The 15,559-nt window shown below is 44.9% G+C and carries 30 protein-coding genes; all 30 read left to right on the top strand.

Annotation, left to right across the window (positions count from 1 at the left end):
- The first annotated feature begins 70 nt into the window (after positions 1–70).
- Complete coding sequence (locus tag CEF13_RS26080; protein ID WP_102716571.1) at positions 71–973, top strand: ABC transporter permease; 903 nt, start codon at positions 71–73, stop codon at positions 971–973.
- Entirely contained in the window at positions 973–1,767 is a 795-nt protein-coding gene (locus CEF13_RS26075; protein WP_102715349.1) for an ABC transporter ATP-binding protein, read from the top strand. Before CEF13_RS26080 ends, CEF13_RS26075 begins: the two co-directional genes overlap by 1 nt.
- Before the next feature lie 576 nt (positions 1,768–2,343).
- Entirely contained in the window at positions 2,344–2,652 is a 309-nt protein-coding gene (gene rpsJ / locus CEF13_RS26070; RefSeq protein WP_102715347.1) for a 30S ribosomal protein S10, read from the top strand.
- Between the two features lie 41 nt (positions 2,653–2,693).
- A complete protein-coding gene (gene rplC, locus CEF13_RS26065; protein ID WP_102715345.1) occupies positions 2,694–3,317 on the top strand; it encodes a 50S ribosomal protein L3 in 624 nt (207 codons plus the stop codon).
- A 28-nt stretch (positions 3,318–3,345) separates the two neighbouring features.
- Positions 3,346–3,969: a 50S ribosomal protein L4 gene (rplD, locus tag CEF13_RS26060; protein ID WP_102715343.1), complete on the top strand. Its 624-nt coding sequence runs from the start codon at positions 3,346–3,348 to the stop codon at positions 3,967–3,969.
- Positions 3,969–4,262, top strand: coding sequence for a 50S ribosomal protein L23 (gene rplW, locus CEF13_RS26055; RefSeq protein WP_053373900.1), 294 nt, complete (start codon positions 3,969–3,971; stop codon positions 4,260–4,262). The genes rplD and rplW overlap by 1 nt, the downstream gene beginning before the upstream one ends.
- Before the next feature lie 17 nt (positions 4,263–4,279).
- The gene (rplB, locus tag CEF13_RS26050; RefSeq protein WP_102715341.1) at positions 4,280–5,110 is read left to right on the top strand and encodes a 50S ribosomal protein L2; all 831 of its coding nucleotides are present in this window, start codon (positions 4,280–4,282) and stop codon (positions 5,108–5,110) included.
- A gap of 67 nt (positions 5,111–5,177) precedes the next feature.
- Positions 5,178–5,459 carry a 30S ribosomal protein S19 gene (gene rpsS / locus CEF13_RS26045; protein ID WP_053373902.1) on the top strand — a complete coding sequence of 94 codons (282 nt, stop codon included), beginning with the start codon at positions 5,178–5,180 and terminating at the stop codon, positions 5,457–5,459.
- Between the two features lie 43 nt (positions 5,460–5,502).
- Positions 5,503–5,838, top strand: coding sequence for a 50S ribosomal protein L22 (gene rplV / locus CEF13_RS26040; protein WP_102715339.1), 336 nt, complete (start codon positions 5,503–5,505; stop codon positions 5,836–5,838).
- Between the two features lie 14 nt (positions 5,839–5,852).
- Positions 5,853–6,515, top strand: a complete 663-nt coding sequence (rpsC, locus tag CEF13_RS26035) for a 30S ribosomal protein S3 (protein ID WP_102715337.1) — start codon at positions 5,853–5,855, stop codon at positions 6,513–6,515.
- 2 nt (positions 6,516–6,517) lie between these two features.
- On the top strand, positions 6,518–6,952 hold the full coding sequence (rplP, locus tag CEF13_RS26030) for a 50S ribosomal protein L16 (RefSeq protein WP_054025320.1): 435 nt from the start codon (positions 6,518–6,520) through the stop codon (positions 6,950–6,952).
- The gene (rpmC, locus tag CEF13_RS26025; protein ID WP_053373905.1) at positions 6,942–7,142 is read left to right on the top strand and encodes a 50S ribosomal protein L29; all 201 of its coding nucleotides are present in this window, start codon (positions 6,942–6,944) and stop codon (positions 7,140–7,142) included. Before rplP ends, rpmC begins: the two co-directional genes overlap by 11 nt.
- A gap of 50 nt (positions 7,143–7,192) precedes the next feature.
- Positions 7,193–7,456 carry a 30S ribosomal protein S17 gene (gene rpsQ / locus CEF13_RS26020; protein ID WP_102715335.1) on the top strand — a complete coding sequence of 88 codons (264 nt, stop codon included), beginning with the start codon at positions 7,193–7,195 and terminating at the stop codon, positions 7,454–7,456.
- A 47-nt stretch (positions 7,457–7,503) separates the two neighbouring features.
- A complete protein-coding gene (gene rplN / locus CEF13_RS26015) occupies positions 7,504–7,872 on the top strand; it encodes a 50S ribosomal protein L14 (protein ID WP_102715333.1) in 369 nt (122 codons plus the stop codon).
- A gap of 45 nt (positions 7,873–7,917) precedes the next feature.
- Positions 7,918–8,271: a 50S ribosomal protein L24 gene (gene rplX, locus CEF13_RS26010; protein WP_102715331.1), complete on the top strand. Its 354-nt coding sequence runs from the start codon at positions 7,918–7,920 to the stop codon at positions 8,269–8,271.
- Positions 8,272–8,302: 31 nt separating this feature from the next.
- Positions 8,303–8,845, top strand: coding sequence for a 50S ribosomal protein L5 (gene rplE / locus CEF13_RS26005; RefSeq protein ID WP_053373908.1), 543 nt, complete (start codon positions 8,303–8,305; stop codon positions 8,843–8,845).
- A 26-nt stretch (positions 8,846–8,871) separates the two neighbouring features.
- On the top strand, positions 8,872–9,057 hold the full coding sequence (locus tag CEF13_RS26000) for a type Z 30S ribosomal protein S14 (protein WP_102715329.1): 186 nt from the start codon (positions 8,872–8,874) through the stop codon (positions 9,055–9,057).
- 32 nt (positions 9,058–9,089) lie between these two features.
- Positions 9,090–9,488, top strand: coding sequence for a 30S ribosomal protein S8 (rpsH, locus tag CEF13_RS25995; RefSeq protein WP_102715327.1), 399 nt, complete (start codon positions 9,090–9,092; stop codon positions 9,486–9,488).
- A gap of 31 nt (positions 9,489–9,519) precedes the next feature.
- Positions 9,520–10,062, top strand: coding sequence for a 50S ribosomal protein L6 (gene rplF / locus CEF13_RS25990; RefSeq protein WP_102715325.1), 543 nt, complete (start codon positions 9,520–9,522; stop codon positions 10,060–10,062).
- Between the two features lie 60 nt (positions 10,063–10,122).
- The gene (gene rplR, locus CEF13_RS25985) at positions 10,123–10,491 is read left to right on the top strand and encodes a 50S ribosomal protein L18 (protein ID WP_102715323.1); all 369 of its coding nucleotides are present in this window, start codon (positions 10,123–10,125) and stop codon (positions 10,489–10,491) included.
- Positions 10,492–10,521: 30 nt separating this feature from the next.
- Positions 10,522–11,019 carry a 30S ribosomal protein S5 gene (gene rpsE, locus CEF13_RS25980; RefSeq protein ID WP_102715321.1) on the top strand — a complete coding sequence of 166 codons (498 nt, stop codon included), beginning with the start codon at positions 10,522–10,524 and terminating at the stop codon, positions 11,017–11,019.
- Positions 11,020–11,032: 13 nt separating this feature from the next.
- Positions 11,033–11,218, top strand: coding sequence for a 50S ribosomal protein L30 (rpmD, locus tag CEF13_RS25975; RefSeq protein WP_208414839.1), 186 nt, complete (start codon positions 11,033–11,035; stop codon positions 11,216–11,218).
- 37 nt (positions 11,219–11,255) lie between these two features.
- On the top strand, positions 11,256–11,696 hold the full coding sequence (rplO, locus tag CEF13_RS25970; RefSeq protein ID WP_102715317.1) for a 50S ribosomal protein L15: 441 nt from the start codon (positions 11,256–11,258) through the stop codon (positions 11,694–11,696).
- Positions 11,697–12,998, top strand: a complete 1,302-nt coding sequence (gene secY / locus CEF13_RS25965) for a preprotein translocase subunit SecY (protein WP_102715315.1) — start codon at positions 11,697–11,699, stop codon at positions 12,996–12,998.
- 92 nt (positions 12,999–13,090) lie between these two features.
- Positions 13,091–13,741 (top strand): adenylate kinase, encoded by a 651-nt coding sequence (locus CEF13_RS25960; RefSeq protein ID WP_102716570.1) that lies wholly within the window; start codon positions 13,091–13,093, stop codon positions 13,739–13,741.
- Positions 13,741–14,505 (top strand): type I methionyl aminopeptidase, encoded by a 765-nt coding sequence (gene map / locus CEF13_RS25955; protein WP_102715313.1) that lies wholly within the window; start codon positions 13,741–13,743, stop codon positions 14,503–14,505. The genes CEF13_RS25960 and map overlap by 1 nt, the downstream gene beginning before the upstream one ends.
- A 3-nt stretch (positions 14,506–14,508) precedes the next feature.
- Positions 14,509–14,790 carry a KOW domain-containing RNA-binding protein gene (locus CEF13_RS25950; RefSeq protein ID WP_102715311.1) on the top strand — a complete coding sequence of 94 codons (282 nt, stop codon included), beginning with the start codon at positions 14,509–14,511 and terminating at the stop codon, positions 14,788–14,790.
- Between the two features lie 3 nt (positions 14,791–14,793).
- Positions 14,794–15,009 carry a translation initiation factor IF-1 gene (gene infA / locus CEF13_RS25945; RefSeq protein WP_053373919.1) on the top strand — a complete coding sequence of 72 codons (216 nt, stop codon included), beginning with the start codon at positions 14,794–14,796 and terminating at the stop codon, positions 15,007–15,009.
- 44 nt (positions 15,010–15,053) lie between these two features.
- A complete protein-coding gene (gene rpmJ / locus CEF13_RS25940; protein ID WP_003333770.1) occupies positions 15,054–15,167 on the top strand; it encodes a 50S ribosomal protein L36 in 114 nt (37 codons plus the stop codon).
- A gap of 19 nt (positions 15,168–15,186) precedes the next feature.
- Positions 15,187–15,555, top strand: a complete 369-nt coding sequence (gene rpsM, locus CEF13_RS25935; protein WP_102715309.1) for a 30S ribosomal protein S13 — start codon at positions 15,187–15,189, stop codon at positions 15,553–15,555.
- The last annotated feature ends 4 nt before the right edge of the window (positions 15,556–15,559 follow it).

Below are 15,559 nucleotides of genomic sequence, written 5' to 3'. Positions count from 1 at the left end.
GACGGGGTGATCGGGCTACTGGTTCACCCCGTTGTTATGATAAAAGGAGGCATATCTTTTGCTTACATCCATGCAAGGCGCCGTAGAAAGCGGATTGTTATATGCACTTATGGCACTTGGCGTTTTTATAACATTTAGAATACTTGATTTCCCTGATCTAACGGTTGATGGCAGTTTTACGACTGGCGCAGCTATCGGATCGGTTATGACTGTGAATGGTACACCTCCATGGCTAGCAATCATTTGTGCTTTTGCTGGTGGTGCACTAGCAGGTACATGTACGGGATTGCTTCACACAAAAGGGAAAATAAATGGTTTATTATCGGGAATTATTATGATGATCGCTTTATATTCGATTAATCTCCGCATTATGGGTAAACCGAACGTATCATTAAGAGGATTTGATAACCTATTTACGAATGTATCAACCTTGACGGTCATGATTGTGTTTGTCGTCATAGTTAAGCTTCTACTCGATCTATTCTTCCGTACTGATCTTGGTCTAAGTTTACGGGCAACTGGCGACAATGCTCGAATGATTCGCAGTTTTGGTGCTAATACCGACATTACAACTATTTTCGGAATTGCTTTAGCTAATGCGCTTGTTGCAACATCTGGCGCTTTGGTAGCACAGTATCAGAAATACGCAGATAACAGCATGGGTATAGGCATGATTGTAATAGGACTTGCATCCGTTATTATAGGTGAAGCCATATTCGGTTCACGTACTGTTTTTAGAGCCACTTTAGCTGTTGTTCTTGGATCCATTATTTATCGTATTATTTACGCTTTCGCTTTACGTGTTGAATGGCTTGAAGCATCGGATATGAAATTGATTACAGCGGTAATTATTATCTTCGCATTGATCGTGCCTTCATCACGCCGTATTTGGAAGCAAAAAAATATAGCTCGCAAACGAACAGCTGAAATGCTGAATTCTTTTGAAAACACGCAGCCAGGAGGTGGACGCTAATGTTAGAAATATCAAAAGTGTCCAAGCTCTTTAATCCTGGCACGGTAGATGAGAAAACAGCGCTTGTAGGCGCTAACCTCATTATGAAGCCGGGTGACTTCGTTACCGTAATCGGCAGTAACGGTGCAGGTAAATCCACATTAATGAATATTATATCCGGAGTCATGAAGCCGGATGCAGGTGAGGTTCGTATTGACGGCCAAAATATTAGCCAATTAACGGAATATCAACGCAGCCGCTGGATTGGACGAGTATTTCAAGATCCAATGGCCGGTACAGCTCCACGCATGTCCATTGAAGAGAATTTAGCGATGGCTTATACGCGCGGCAAAAGCCGCGGCTTCTCGTTCGGTGTAACACGGGCAAAACGCGATATTTTCAAAAAAGAACTGCAACGTTTAGGAATTGGACTAGAAAATCGTTTGGGGGCAAAAGTAGGGCTGCTATCAGGCGGAGAGAGACAAGCGCTTAGCTTGCTCATGTCTACGTTTACTAGACCGCAGATCCTTCTGCTCGACGAGCATACGGCAGCGCTTGACCCCGCTAGAGCCGAGCTTATAACTACGATAACCGAAAGCATTGTGCGTGATATGAACTTAACTACATTAATGGTTACACATAATATGGAACAGGCAATCCGATTAGGGAACCGGCTTATTATGATGGACAAAGGCCGTATCATCCTTGATGTGCCAGAAGAGCGTAAGAAAGATCTTACCGTTGAGCAGCTGTTAGGTGAGTTTGAACGGATTAGCGGCAAGAAGATGGCGGATGACCGGATTGTGCTGGGCTAAATCTATACGGCAAGCCTCTTAGGAAACTATACTAGTTAATAGAAGAGACGCAACCGTAAGTGGAGGTTGCGTCTTTTCTTGATGGTGCTATTTGCCGGTGTATTTTTGGCTGAATGCTGTTTATAATGTGGAAAGCATACAATCAATCGGGTTTAGTGACAAAACGGTTTTAAATGTAGATCATTTAGGCGATAATGAAATTCGGTGTGTTTCTTCTATAATAATTGTCGAACAGATACATAACCGATAATAGCTTTTCTTTAAGAGATTTCAGCAGCTATCATTAAGGTTGTGTTTTTCCTTGCTAAATGGCTTTGACATCCATGATCTTCATACAGGCGAAGGCTGATAACTGCGCAGTTTAGAGAGAATTTGCAAAAATAATCGATTAAGAAATAACTTGAAACTTTATGTTGCAATTGCCCACTAGATTCGGTATAATGTTGAATGTTGGTCTGACGTTGCGATGATGCGAGAGGTTGCCGACACACCCGGCCCCTTTGCCATGGGGCATGTGAAGGGTTTTCTCGCGGAGTATGTCCGATAATAAATTGGGCGATAGAAGGAGGGACTTATATGGCAAAGCAAAAGATTCGTATTCGCTTGAAAGCATACGATCATAGAATTCTTGATCAATCCGCTGAGAAAATTGTTGAAACTGCAAAACGTTCGGGTGCAAGCGTGTCCGGGCCGATTCCGTTACCTACGGAAAAGCAAATCATCACCGTTCTCCGTGCGGTACACAAGTACAAGGATTCCAGGGAGCAATTCGAACAACGCACTCATAAGCGTCTAATCGATATTGTTAACCCAACGCCGCAAACGGTTGATGCGTTGATGCGCTTGGATTTACCATCCGGTGTAGATATCGAAATCAAACTGTAAGAACAGCATATGCGATTATAGAAAGGGAATGAGGTGTCAACATGAAAGGTATCTTAGGGAAAAAACTTGGTATGACTCAAGTGTTTACTCCTGAAGGCATCGTAGTTCCAGTAACGGTTATCGAAGCTGGTCCTTGCGTAGTGCTTCAGAAGAAAGACCAAGAGAACGATGGCTATGAAGCCGTACAATTCGGTTTCTCTGATAAGAAAGAAAGCAGATCGAACAAGCCAGAAGCTGGTCACGCTAAAAAAGCTAACACTACTCCTAAGCGCTACGTTCGTGAAATTCGCGGAATTAACTTAGGTGACTATGAAGTTGGCCAAGAAGTGAAAGCTGACCTATTCACAGAAGGCGAATTCGTTGACGTAACAGGTATTTCAAAAGGTAAAGGCTTTGCCGGCGTAATCAAACGTTGGGGACAAAGCACGGGTCCTATGTCTCACGGTTCCCGTTACCACCGTGGTCCAGGTTCGATGGGTTCAATCCAAGCGAACCGTGTACCGAAAGGCAAACGCCTACCGGGTCACATGGGTCATGAAACAATTACGATTCAAAAACTTGAAGTTATCCGTGTAGATGTAGAACGTAACGTTCTTCTCGTTAAAGGTTCAATTCCAGGCCCGAAAAACGGATTCGTGAAAGTGAAACAAACTGTTAAGAAATAATCTCTTCTAAAGAAAGGAGGAACAGGAAATGCCAAAAGTAACAGTATTTAACGTGAGCGGCGCACAAGTGGGTGAGCTTGAACTTTCCGAAACGGTTTTCGGAATTCAACCAAATGCACATGTTCTGCACACTGCTGTTGTTAATCAACAAGCATCTGAACGCCACGGTAATCACAAAACTAAAGGACGCTCCGAAGTACGCGGCGGCGGTCGTAAACCTTGGAAACAAAAAGGAACAGGCCGTGCTCGTCAAGGTAGCATTCGCTCCCCGCAATGGGTTGGCGGCGGTACAGTATTTGGACCGACTCCACGCTCTTACGGATTCAAGCTTCCTAAGAAAGTTCGTCGTCTTGCTATTAAATCGGCATTGTCTTCAAAAGTGATCGCTAACGAAATTATCGTTTTGGATCAATTGACATTGTCGGCTCCTAAGACGAAAGAATTCGCAGCAATCTTGAGCAATCTTAAAGTTGGCCGTAAAGCACTAGTTGTAACAGCTAACTATGAAGATAATGTAGCTTTGTCTGCTCGTAACATCCCAGGTGTGAAGTTCGTCGCAGCTGACGGCATTAATGTTCTGGATGTATTGGTGCATGACAATCTAATTATCACTAAAGAAGCAGTAGAGAAAGTACAGGAGGTGCTTGCGTAATGAAAAATCCACGCGATATTATCAAGCGCCCGGTTATCACGGAACGTACGAGCGATTACATGGTTGACAAGAAGTATGTGTTTGAAGTAGATCTTCGTTCAAACAAAACTGAAATCAAACTTGCAATTGAGCAAATTTTTAAAGTAAAAGTAACCGGCGTTAACACAATGCGTGTAGCGGGTAAACCAAAACGTTATGGTAAACATAGCGGATACAGACCGGATTGGAAAAAAGCGATCGTTCAGCTGAGCGCTGACAGCAAAGAACTTGAGTTCTTTGAAACGTCTGTTTAGAAAAGGAGGAAATCAAAGTGCCAATTAAAAAGTACAAACCGACCTCTCCTGCACGTCGTAACATGTCTGTCTCGACTTTCGAAGAGATTACGACAAGTACACCGGAGAAATCGTTGCTTGCTCCGCTTTTCAAAAAAGCTGGACGTAACAACCAAGGTAAAATTACGGTTCGTCACCATGGCGGCGGACACAAACGTAAATACCGTATTATCGACTTCAAACGTACGAAAGATGGTATCGTTGGTAACGTTGCTTCGATCGAATACGATCCGAACCGTACAGCCAATATTGCTTTGATCCATTATGTTGATGGTGAGAAAGCATATATCATTGCTCCAAAAGGTTTGCATGTTGGAGATCAAGTGGTATCTGGAGTAGGCTCTGATATTAAAACAGGTAATGCAATGCCGCTTGTTAATATCCCTGTCGGTACAGTTATCCACAACATCGAATTGAAACCAGGCAAAGGCGGACAATTGGTTCGTTCGGCTGGTACTAGCGCTCAACTTCTTGGTAAAGAAGATGACTATGTATCCATTCGTTTGTCCTCAGGTGAAGTTCGTCGTATCTTGAACACTTGCCGTGCTACAATCGGTTCTGTTGGTAACGGAGATCATGAATTGATCAAGATCGGTAAAGCCGGCCGTAGCCGTTGGCTTGGAAACCGTCCAACTGTACGTGGTGTTGTCATGAACCCTAACGATCACCCACACGGTGGTGGTGAAGGCCGTGCTCCAATCGGACGTAAATCTCCATTGTCACCATGGGGCAAACCAACCCTTGGTTACAAAACACGCAAGAAGAAAAAAGCATCGAGCCAGTACATTATTCGTCGTCGTACGAAGTAATAGCAGCTTGATACAAACCGCGTAATACGAAAGTATTGCTACTGCTTATATGAAGGGAGGAACTCAAATGGGTCGCAGTTTAAAGAAAGGTCCGTTTATTGACGGTTACCTGCTTAAAAAAGTCGAGGTATTGAACGAAGCTGAGAAAAAGGTCGTTATCAAAACCTGGTCCCGCCGCTCGACCATTTTCCCGCAATTCATTGGTCACACGTTTGCAGTATATGACGGACGCAAGCACGTACCGGTATATGTAACGGAAGATATGGTTGGACATAAACTTGGTGAATTTGCACCAACTCGTACGTATAAAGGCCACGCAGGCGAAGACAAAAAAACGGGCAGACGTTAATTTGCCCTTAAACATCTCTAACTGAACGAGAGGAGGTTCCTACATGACAGAAGCTAAAGCGCACGCTAGACATATTCGTATTGCTCCTCGTAAAGCACAGCTTGTTGCGGATTTGATCCGTGGTAAACAAGTTGGCGAAGCAATCGCGATCTTGCGTCATACGCCTAAATCTGCATCCCCAATTTTGGAGAAGCTGCTTAACTCTGCTATCGCTAACGCTGAGCACAACTATCAGCTTGACGTTAACAAATTGGTTATATCGCAAGCCTTCGTAAACCAAGGGCCAACGATGAAACGTTTCCGTCCTCGTGCGATGGGTCGCGCAAGCCGGATCAATAAAAGAACCAGCCACATTACCTTGGTGGTATCTGAAAAATAAAGGAGGGATTACGTGTGGGTCAAAAGGTAAATCCAGTAGGATTCCGTGTCGGAGTTATCCGTGACTGGGAATCTAAATGGTTCGCAGGTAAGGATTTCGGCGATCTTCTTATGGAAGACGTTAAAATTCGTGAATACCTGAAAACCAAGCTGAAAGATGCAGCAGTTTCTCATGTTGAGATCGAACGTGCAGCTAACCGCGTGAACGTAACGATCCAAACTGCGAAACCAGGCATGGTAATCGGTAAAGGTGGTTCCGAAGTAGAAAACCTACGTACGGAGCTTGGCAAAATCACTAAAGGCAAAAAAGTTCACATTAATATCTCTGAAATCAAACATGCTGATCTTGACGCTATTCTAGTAGCTGAAAGCATCGCACAACAACTTGAGCGTCGTGTATCTTTCCGTCGCGCATTGAAGCAAGCAATTCAACGCTCCATGCGTTCAGGTGCTAAAGGGATCAAAACCGCAGTAAGCGGACGTCTCGGCGGCGCGGAAATCGCACGTTCGGAAGGCTACAGCGAAGGAACAGTTCCACTTCATACATTACGCGCTGATATTGATTACGGCACGGCTGAAGCGGCAACAACATACGGCCGTATCGGCGTTAAAGTATGGATCTATCGCGGCGAAGTCCTTCCGACTAAGAAGAAAGCTCCCCAGGAAGGAGGCAACTAATCATGTTGGTACCTAAACGTGTCAAACACCGCAAACAACAACGCGGACATATGAAGGGTCGTGCTAAAGGCGGCACAACTGTAGCATTCGGCGAATACGGCCTCCAAGCACTTGAACCATCATGGATCACGAACCGTCAAATCGAAGCGGCTCGTATCGCAATGACTCGTTACATCAAACGGGGCGGTAAAGTTTGGATCAAAATTTTCCCAGCTAAACCTATTACTCAAAAGCCTCTTGAAGTACGTATGGGTAGTGGTAAAGGTAACGTTGAAAAATGGGTAGCCGTAGTTAAACCAGGTAAAATCCTGTTTGAACTTGCTGGTGTATCCGAAGAAACCGCTCGTGAAGCGATGCGTCTTGCGGCTCACAAATTGCCGATCAAGACTAAATTCGTAAAACGTGAAGAAGTGGGTGGTGAAGCAAATGAAAGCTAGTGAATTTCGCAACCTAACCTCTGCTGAGCTTGAACAACAGGTCGCTGGTTTTAAAGAAGAGCTTTTCAATCTTCGTTTCCAACTGGCTACTGGTCAATTGGATAACCCGACTCGGATCCGTGACGTGCGTAAGGGAATAGCTCGTGCTAAAACGATTTTGCGTGAAAGAGAACTCGGAATCAGCAGCTAGTCAAAACCTTGCATGAAAGCATAATCACGGCTGAAGGAAGGAGGAAGAACATGAGTGAACGCAATGCCCGCAAAGTTCTAATCGGCAAAGTGGTAAGCGACAAAATGGATAAAACAATCGTAGTTGCTATTGAAACATATAAAAAACACGATTTGTATCATAAACGCATTAAAGTTACGAAAAAATTTAAAGCGCACGATGAAAATAACCAAGCTAAAATTGGCGACATCGTGAAAATCATGGAGACTCGTCCGCTATCAAGAGACAAACGCTTCAGACTTGTAGAAGTTGTTGAAGTAGCTATTGTTATCTAATGGACGTACGTAGTATCTGAGCATTTTTCCGGAAGGAGGACGTTGAAATGATTCAACCATTTTCGCGTTTAGCTGTTGCTGACAATTCAGGCGCTAAACAATTGATGTGTATCCGTGTACTTGGTGGAACAGGACGTCGTGTAGCACACATTGGCGATTTGATCGTTTGCTCAGTAAAACAAGCAACACCAGGCGGCGTTGTCAAAAAGGGTGACGTTGTTAAAGCGGTTATCGTACGTACAAAACGTTCGGTTCGTCGTAAAGACGGTTCATACATCGCATTTGATGAGAATGCAGCTGTAATCGTTAAAGAAGATAAGAGCCCACGTGGCACACGTATCTTTGGACCAGTTGCCCGTGAGCTTCGCGATAAAGATTTCATGAAAATCGTATCGCTAGCACCAGAAGTAATCTAACAACCCATATAAGCTTGAAGCACAAGCGTGCAGGAGGTGTAACTCATGCCAAGGCTGAAAAAAGTACTCGAATCTCATAACAATAAATTGCACGTGAAAAAAGACGATACCGTTATGGTCATTACCGGTAAAGACAAAGGTAAAAAAGGCCGCGTTATCGCTGCGTATCCGCGTGAAAACCGCGTACTCGTAGAAGGTGTAAACAATGTTAAGAAACATACTCGTCCATCGCAAGCTAACCCACAGGGCGGTATTATCGAACAAGAAGCACCGATTCACGTTTCAAACGTTATGCATATCGATCCGAAAAGCGGTAAAGTAACACGTATCGGATACAAAGTGCTAGACAACGGCAAGAAAGTCCGGATCGCGAAACGTTCCGGAGAAGTAATCGACTAATCGTTACGGTAGGAAAGGAGGTCCATGATCAATGGCAGCAAGATTGAAAGGTCGTTTTCTAAACGAAATAACTCCTGCTCTGATGCAGAAGTTCAACTATACGTCTGTTATGCAAGTGCCGAAAATTGAGAAGGTAGTTATCAACATGGGGGTAGGCGAAGCGGTTTCCAATTCGAAAATCCTTGATGTAGCAGTTGAAGAGCTACGTATCATTTCCGGTCAAAAACCAGTCGTTACTCGTGCGAAGAAGTCTATTGCAGGCTTCAAACTTCGTGAGAACATGCCGATCGGGGTTAAAGTGACATTGCGCGGTGAGCGCATGTACCATTTCCTTGACAAGCTGTTCAACATTTCGCTTCCGCGTGTTCGTGACTTCCGCGGTGTATCGAACAAAGCTTTCGACGGTCGCGGTAACTATACGCTTGGCTTGAAAGAGCAATTGATATTCCCGGAGATCGAGTACGATAAGGTCGATAAAGTGCGCGGTATGGACATCGTCATCGTCACGACGGCAAAAACGGACGAAGAATCTCGTGAACTGCTGACCCAAATGGGCATGCCGTTTACGAAGTAATCCACTTTTAGGAGGTGTAATACCCAGTGGCAAAAACTTCGATGAAAGTGAAGCAACAACGCACACCGAAATTTAAAGTGCGTGCATATACGCGCTGTGAGCGTTGCGGCCGTCCGCATTCTGTTTTGCAAAAGTTTAAAATTTGTCGGATTTGTTTCCGCGAATTAGCACATTTGGGCCAGATTCCTGGCGTTAAAAAAGCAAGCTGGTAATAAGCCTAGTTCGGGAAGGAGGTTAACACAAAATGGTTATGTCTGATCCGGTTGCAGATATGTTGACGCGCATTCGTAATGCGAATGTCGTTCGTCATGAAAAAGTGGAAATGCCAGCTTCGAAATTGAAGAAGCAAATCGCTGAAATCTTGAAGCGCGAGGGTTTTATCCGCGACGCTGAATATATCGAAGACAACAAACAAGGGATTATCCGTATTTTCCTGAAATACGGCCCTAACCAAGAGCGTGTAATCACAGGTTTGAAACGTATTTCTAAACCGGGTTTACGCGTTTACACACAATCAACTGAAATCCCTCGTGTACTTGGAGGACTTGGAATTGCAATTATTTCCACTTCCAAAGGTATTATGACGGATAAAGAAGCTCGCCAAGTTAAATCTGGCGGCGAAGTAGTTTGCTACGTTTGGTAAGTAACAAGTCACAAAGATAGGAGGTGTAACAATGTCCCGTATTGGTCGCAAACCAATCCAAGTGCCTAACGGCGTAAGCATCAACTTGGACAACACAGTAATTACTGTAAAAGGACCGAAAGGTACGCTTTCCCGCGAATTTCACGTTGATATGAAAGTGAATGTAACGGAAACAGAAATCGTAATCGAACGTCCTTCTGATAATAAATTGCATCGCTCTTTACACGGAACTACTCGCAGCATCATCGCTAACATGGTGAGCGGAGTTACTGAAGGCTTCTCGAAAAACTTGGAGCTAGTAGGCGTTGGTTACCGTGCAAGCAAAACTGGTGATAAGATCGTACTTAACGTCGGTTACTCCCACCCAGTAGAGATCAATCCTGAGAATGGTATCGAGTTTGATGTTCCAACAAACACTAAGATTACTGTTCGCGGTATCGATAAAGAGCTTGTTGGCGCAACTGCTGCAAAAATTCGTTCCGTACGTGAGCCTGAGCCGTATAAAGGTAAAGGTATCAAGTATGAAGGCGAACGCATCATTCGCAAAGAAGGTAAAGCTGGTAAGAAAAAATAAGCAAACGTCTCGTTTGCTTAAGATAGCGTCTTAAGGCATAAGGAAAGGAGTGATCTTTGTATGATTACGAAAGCCGACAAAAACAAGGCTCGTCTTAAAAGACACCTTCGTGTTCGTAAAAAAATTAACGGTACAGCAGCGCGTCCGCGTCTATCTGTATTCCGTTCCTCCAAGCATATGTACGCACAATTGATCGACGATGTTTCAGGCGTAACAATCGTTTCTGCATCCACACAGGATAAAGAATTGACTGAAGCAATTGGCAACGGTGGCAACATCGAAGCAGCAAGCAAAGTCGGAGAATTGATTGCGAAACGCGCTCAAGCGAAAGGGTTTACCCAAGTAGTATTTGATCGCGGCGGTTACTTGTACCACGGAAGAATTCAAGCCCTAGCTACAGCAGCTCGCGAAGCTGGCCTAGAATTCTAATCGACTTTATATATAAGGAGGTTAAACGACTTGCGTGTAGATCCAAATACATTAGAACTGACTGAAAAAGTTGTAAATATCAATCGCGTATCGAAAGTTGTAAAAGGCGGACGCCGTTTCAGCTTTAGCGCACTTGTAGTAGTTGGCGACGGTAACGGCTACGTTGGCGCAGGGATCGGTAAAGCAGGCGAAGTACCTGATGCGATTCGCAAAGGTATTGAAGATGCTAAGAAAAACCTGATCCACGTACCAATCGTAGGAACAACAATTCCTCACCTAGTCCTCGGTCACTTTGGCGCAGGAGAAGTTCTTCTGAAGCCAGCATCCGAAGGTACTGGTGTTATCGCCGGCGGCCCAGTTCGTGCAGTACTTGAACTTGCTGGCGTTGGCGACATTTTAACGAAATCGCTCGGTTCTTCGAATTCCATGAATATGGTTAACGCAACGCTTGAAGGTCTTTCCCGTTTGAAACGTGTGGAAGATGTTGCAAAGCTACGTGGAAAAACAGTCGAAGAACTGTTACGATAAGGAGGGAAATACGATGGCTAAATTGCAAATCACCCTCGTTCGCAGTTTGATCGGTCGCAATGAAAAGCAACGCGCTACAGTTGAATCTTTTGGTCTTAAAAAGATTCGTCAAGCAGTTGTTTTGAACGATAGCCCAGCTATCCGCGGCATGGTCAACACTGTAAGCCACTTGGTTAAAGTAGAAGAAGTACAAGAATAGATGTTTTTAAAGAAATAAATAAGGAGGTGCACGAACGATGAAATTGCATGAGCTATCACCAGCACCGGGCTCGACCCAAGCGCCAAAGCGTAAAGGTCGCGGTATCGGTACCGGTAACGGTAAAACAGCCGGTAGAGGTCACAAAGGCCAAAACGCTCGTTCCGGCGGCGGTACTCGTCCTGGATTCGAGGGCGGTCAAAACCCTTTGTATCGTCGAGTGCCAAAACGTGGATTTAACAACGTCTTCCGTAAAGAGTACGCGATCGTCAACATTGAAGAGCTTAACAGCTTTGCAGCAGGTACTGAAGTCACTCCAGAAGTTCTCATCGAGACTGGGATCATTAAAAACCCACTCGCTGGAATCAAGATTTTGGGTAATGGTGAAATTAGCGTTCAACTTACTGTAAAAGCAAGCAAGTTCTCTCAATCTGCGGTAGAGAAAATCCAGGCTGCCGGCGGTAAAACCGAGGTGATCTAATTGTTCAAGACCGTATCCAACATTTGGAAAGTGGCGGATCTTCGTACACGGATCCTATTTACCCTTTTCATCCTACTTGTGTACCGTATCGGTGCTTTTATACCGGTACCAGGTGTTAACAAAGATGTGTTTAAGCAGGTTGATGCAGCCGGTGCGGATCTGTTCGGCTTGCTTAACACGTTTTCCGGCGGTGCTTTGTTCCAATTCTCTATCTTCGCAATTGGTATTACGCCTTATATCACAGCTTCCATTATCGTGCAGCTGTTATCGATGGATGTTATTCCTAAATTTGCGGAATGGGCGAAGGAAGGCGAGAACGGTAAACGTAAGCTCGCACAAATTACCCGTTACGGAACAATTGTTCTTGGTATGATCCAAGGCTTTGCAACAGCAATCGGTTTTAACCGTTCATACAGCAATGAAATGATTCCTGGTGCAACTTTTGTTGATTACTTACTTATTGCGATTATCTTGACAGCAGGTACTGCTTTCTTGATGTGGCTAGGTGAGCAAATCACAGAAAAAGGAATCGGAAATGGTATTTCCATTTTGATTTTCTCGGCAATTGCAGCTGGTATTCCTGGACACATTCGTACGATCTATCAATCTGAGTTCGTAGGTGCGCAGGACCAACTGTTCTTGAATATCGTTAAGATGCTGTTGATTGTGATTGCGATTGTCGCAATTATAGTCGGTGTCATATTCGTACAGCAAGGTATTCGTAAAATTCCGGTTCAATACGCTAAACGTGTAGTTGGTCGGAAAATGTACGGTGGACAATCTACACACATCCCTATGAAAGTGAATGGAGCAGGCGTTATTCCGGTTATCTTCGCGGTTTCGCTTATCACATTCCCGAGAACGATCGCCAACTTCTGGTCAACTCATGGTTGGGCAGATTGGATTAATAAGAACTTAGGACTCGACATGCCGCTTGGTATGGTCCTATATGTATTATTAATTATTGGTTTTACTTTCTTCTACACATTCGTACAAATCAATCCGGTTCAGATGGCTGATCAGATGAAGAAGAATGGCGGATACATTCCTGGCATTCGTCCAGGCAAGCCAACCTCGTCATACTTAACTCGCGTTATGTCGCGTATTACGTTGTCGGGTGCGATCTTCCTGGCTGTTATCTCTGTTCTTCCAGTGTTCTTCGGAGCACTTGCTGGATTACCTAAATCCGTACAGCTAGGCGGCACCTCGCTCTTAATCATAATCGGTGTTGCACTGGATACGATGAAGCAAATCGAGAGCCAGTTGATTAAACGCCATTACAAAGGGTTTATCAATAAATAACAATAGGTTCTGACCGGGCTTTTCGCGTTCGTCGACTCGATGGAGCGATGGGCCCGCCCGAGCCTATTGTGCTTAAAGCGAGGAACTCAGCAATGAACATTTTATTCATGGGCCCTCCGGGCGCCGGTAAAGGTACACAAGCTGAACGGATCGTAGAAGAGTTCGGTATTCCTCATATTTCGACTGGTGATGCATTTCGCCTCGCCATGAAACAAGGAACCGCACTTGGAATCAAAGCGAAGGAGTATGTCGATCAAGGCCTGCTCGTTCCCGATGAGATTACGAACGGTATTGTGAAGGAACGTCTTGAACAAGACGATTGCAAAAAAGGTTTCTTGCTCGATGGTTTCCCACGTACGCTGCAGCAAGCCGAAGCGCTTGACAGCATGCTGACGGAGCTTAATCGCAGCATTGACCACGTCGTGAATTTAAAGGTAGACCGCGGACTGCTGCTTGCTCGTCTTACGGGTAGACGCATCTGTAAAACCTGTGGAACGTCCTATCATGTAATCTTTAACCCATCTAAGGTCGAAGGCATCTGCGACAAAGACGGCGGGGAATTGTATCAGCGTTCTGATGATACAGAGGAGAAGGTCGGAACTCGCTTGGATGAATATTCATCGAAGACCGCACCGCTTCTAGATTACTATAGTTCAAAAGGTCTCTTGCGCGAAGTCGACGGTGAGAAGGACATTGATGTTGTAACATCCGATATCGTTTCCTGCTTGCGAGGTTCATTGTAATGATTATATGCAAATCCGAATCGGAACTGCGTTATATGAGAGAAGCAGGACGCATTGTTGCGGAAACGCACCGACTAATGGCACAGGCTGTGAAACCAGGCATCACGACTCGTGAGCTTGACCAAATCGCCGATACGTACATTAGAAGTCAAAATGCGATTCCTTCTTTCAAAGGTTACAATGGTTTTCCTTCCAGCATTTGCGCTTCTGTAAATGACGAGCTGGTGCACGGCTTCCCTGGTTCACGCAAGTTGAACGAAGGCGATATTATTAGTATCGATATCGGTGCGCAGTTTGAAGGCTATCATGGTGATTCGGCTTGGACCTATGCGGTCGGAGAAGTAACACCTGAAGTACAACGGCTGCTTGACGTGACGGAGGCATCGCTTTATGCGGGTCTTCAGCTCGTTAAACCCGATATTCGTCTATATACAATATCCCATGCTATCCAAAAGGTAATTGAGGATGCAGGACTTTCTGTAGTACGGGAATACGTAGGGCACGGAATCGGCGCGGACCTCCATGAGGAACCACAAATACCGAACTACGGCATACCGGACCGCGGACCTCGTCTGAAAACCGGAATGGTGCTTGCAATCGAACCAATGGTTAATATCGGTGAACGATATGTCCGTACGCTTGAAGACAATTGGACGGTTGTAACGGAAGACGGTACATGGTGTGCTCATTTCGAGCATACAGTTGCCGTAACAGAGGACGGCTTTGAAATATTGACCATTTTGCCGCAGCATTCGGAGGCGTAAACGATGGATGCTCGTCCCCAGATTGGTCAGTTCGTCAAAGTACTTCGCGGTAAAGATGAAGAGCGCTTTGCTGTTGTCATCGCAATTGTGGATGAACGTTTCGTCATGATTGCCGATGGAGATAAGCGCCGCTTCGATCAACCGAAGAAAAAGAACGTTCTACATCTCGAGTTACAGCCTGCAATCAGTCAAGAGGTTTCAAGCAGCATGCTTGAAACAGGCAGGGTTACCAATGCTAAGTTACGTTATGTGATTCAGAAGTATGCACTTGTGAAAGGAGAATGACGGTTGGCTAAAGAAGACATCATTGAGGTCGAAGGTACGGTTATAGAACCGTTGCCGAATGCCACGTTCAAGGTGGAGCTGGAGAACGGTCATCAAATTCTCGCACATGTTTCCGGTAAACTCAGAATGCATTTTATTCGTATTCTGACTGGAGACAAGGTGGTTATACAGTTATCGCCTTATGATTTATCAAAAGGGCGCATCACCTATCGGAAGTAGGCCCAGTAGCGGCATGCTTACGAAAGATTCGGGAGGTAATCACAATGAAGGTTAGACCTTCGGTAAAGCCGATCTGCGAGAAATGCAAAGTCATTCGTCGCAAAGGCAACGTTATGGTGATTTGTGAAAATCCGAAACACAAACAAAAACAAGGATAGAAGGAGGGGAATATAGCCTATGGCACGTATAAGTGGAGTAGACTTGCCGCGTGATAAACGCGTCGAAATCGCCCTAACGTACATTTTCGGTATTGGTAAAACAACGTCGCAAAAAGTTCTTAATGCTGCTGAAGTTAGTTACGACACTCGTGTTCGTGACTTGACAGAAGACGAACTTGCTCGCCTTCGTGAAGCAATTGACAAAACAGTTAAAGTGGAAGGCGACTTGCGTCGTGAAATCTCACTTAACATTAAACGTCTGACTGAAATCGGATGCTATCGTGGTCTTCGTCACCGTCGTGGCTTGCCTGTTCGCGGTCAACGTACGAAAACAAATGCACGTACGCGTAAAGGTCCTCGTCGGACTGTAGCTAACAAGAAGAAATAAGAAG

Source organism: Paenibacillus castaneae, assembly GCF_002884445.1.
GTDB classification, from domain to species: domain Bacteria; phylum Bacillota; class Bacilli; order Paenibacillales; family Paenibacillaceae; genus Pristimantibacillus; species Pristimantibacillus castaneae.
This window is presented reverse-complemented; position numbering and strand designations above follow the sequence as displayed.

Coding starts and splice junctions, on each gene's coding strand:
- rplX (WP_102715331.1), top strand. CDS start 7,918: ATGCCAAGGCTGAAAAAAGTACTCGAATCTCATAACAATAAATTGCAC.
- rpsJ (WP_102715347.1), top strand. CDS start 2,344: ATGGCAAAGCAAAAGATTCGTATTCGCTTGAAAGCATACGATCATAGA.
- CEF13_RS25950 (WP_102715311.1), top strand. CDS start 14,509: ATGGATGCTCGTCCCCAGATTGGTCAGTTCGTCAAAGTACTTCGCGGT.
- rpmJ (WP_003333770.1), top strand. CDS start 15,054: ATGAAGGTTAGACCTTCGGTAAAGCCGATCTGCGAGAAATGCAAAGTC.
- rplF (WP_102715325.1), top strand. CDS start 9,520: ATGTCCCGTATTGGTCGCAAACCAATCCAAGTGCCTAACGGCGTAAGC.
- rplW (WP_053373900.1), top strand. CDS start 3,969: ATGAAAAATCCACGCGATATTATCAAGCGCCCGGTTATCACGGAACGT.
- rplR (WP_102715323.1), top strand. CDS start 10,123: ATGATTACGAAAGCCGACAAAAACAAGGCTCGTCTTAAAAGACACCTT.
- rpmC (WP_053373905.1), top strand. CDS start 6,942: ATGAAAGCTAGTGAATTTCGCAACCTAACCTCTGCTGAGCTTGAACAA.
- CEF13_RS26080 (WP_102716571.1), top strand. CDS start 71: ATGCAAGGCGCCGTAGAAAGCGGATTGTTATATGCACTTATGGCACTT.
- rplD (WP_102715343.1), top strand. CDS start 3,346: ATGCCAAAAGTAACAGTATTTAACGTGAGCGGCGCACAAGTGGGTGAG.
- rpsS (WP_053373902.1), top strand. CDS start 5,178: ATGGGTCGCAGTTTAAAGAAAGGTCCGTTTATTGACGGTTACCTGCTT.
- rpsH (WP_102715327.1), top strand. CDS start 9,090: ATGGTTATGTCTGATCCGGTTGCAGATATGTTGACGCGCATTCGTAAT.
- rpsM (WP_102715309.1), top strand. CDS start 15,187: ATGGCACGTATAAGTGGAGTAGACTTGCCGCGTGATAAACGCGTCGAA.
- rplN (WP_102715333.1), top strand. CDS start 7,504: ATGATTCAACCATTTTCGCGTTTAGCTGTTGCTGACAATTCAGGCGCT.
- rplE (WP_053373908.1), top strand. CDS start 8,303: ATGGCAGCAAGATTGAAAGGTCGTTTTCTAAACGAAATAACTCCTGCT.
- rpmD (WP_208414839.1), top strand. CDS start 11,033: ATGGCTAAATTGCAAATCACCCTCGTTCGCAGTTTGATCGGTCGCAAT.
- rplO (WP_102715317.1), top strand. CDS start 11,256: ATGAAATTGCATGAGCTATCACCAGCACCGGGCTCGACCCAAGCGCCA.
- CEF13_RS26075 (WP_102715349.1), top strand. CDS start 973: ATGTTAGAAATATCAAAAGTGTCCAAGCTCTTTAATCCTGGCACGGTA.
- rplV (WP_102715339.1), top strand. CDS start 5,503: ATGACAGAAGCTAAAGCGCACGCTAGACATATTCGTATTGCTCCTCGT.
- map (WP_102715313.1), top strand. CDS start 13,741: ATGATTATATGCAAATCCGAATCGGAACTGCGTTATATGAGAGAAGCA.
- rplP (WP_054025320.1), top strand. CDS start 6,518: ATGTTGGTACCTAAACGTGTCAAACACCGCAAACAACAACGCGGACAT.
- CEF13_RS25960 (WP_102716570.1), top strand. CDS start 13,091: ATGAACATTTTATTCATGGGCCCTCCGGGCGCCGGTAAAGGTACACAA.
- rplC (WP_102715345.1), top strand. CDS start 2,694: ATGAAAGGTATCTTAGGGAAAAAACTTGGTATGACTCAAGTGTTTACT.
- rpsQ (WP_102715335.1), top strand. CDS start 7,193: ATGAGTGAACGCAATGCCCGCAAAGTTCTAATCGGCAAAGTGGTAAGC.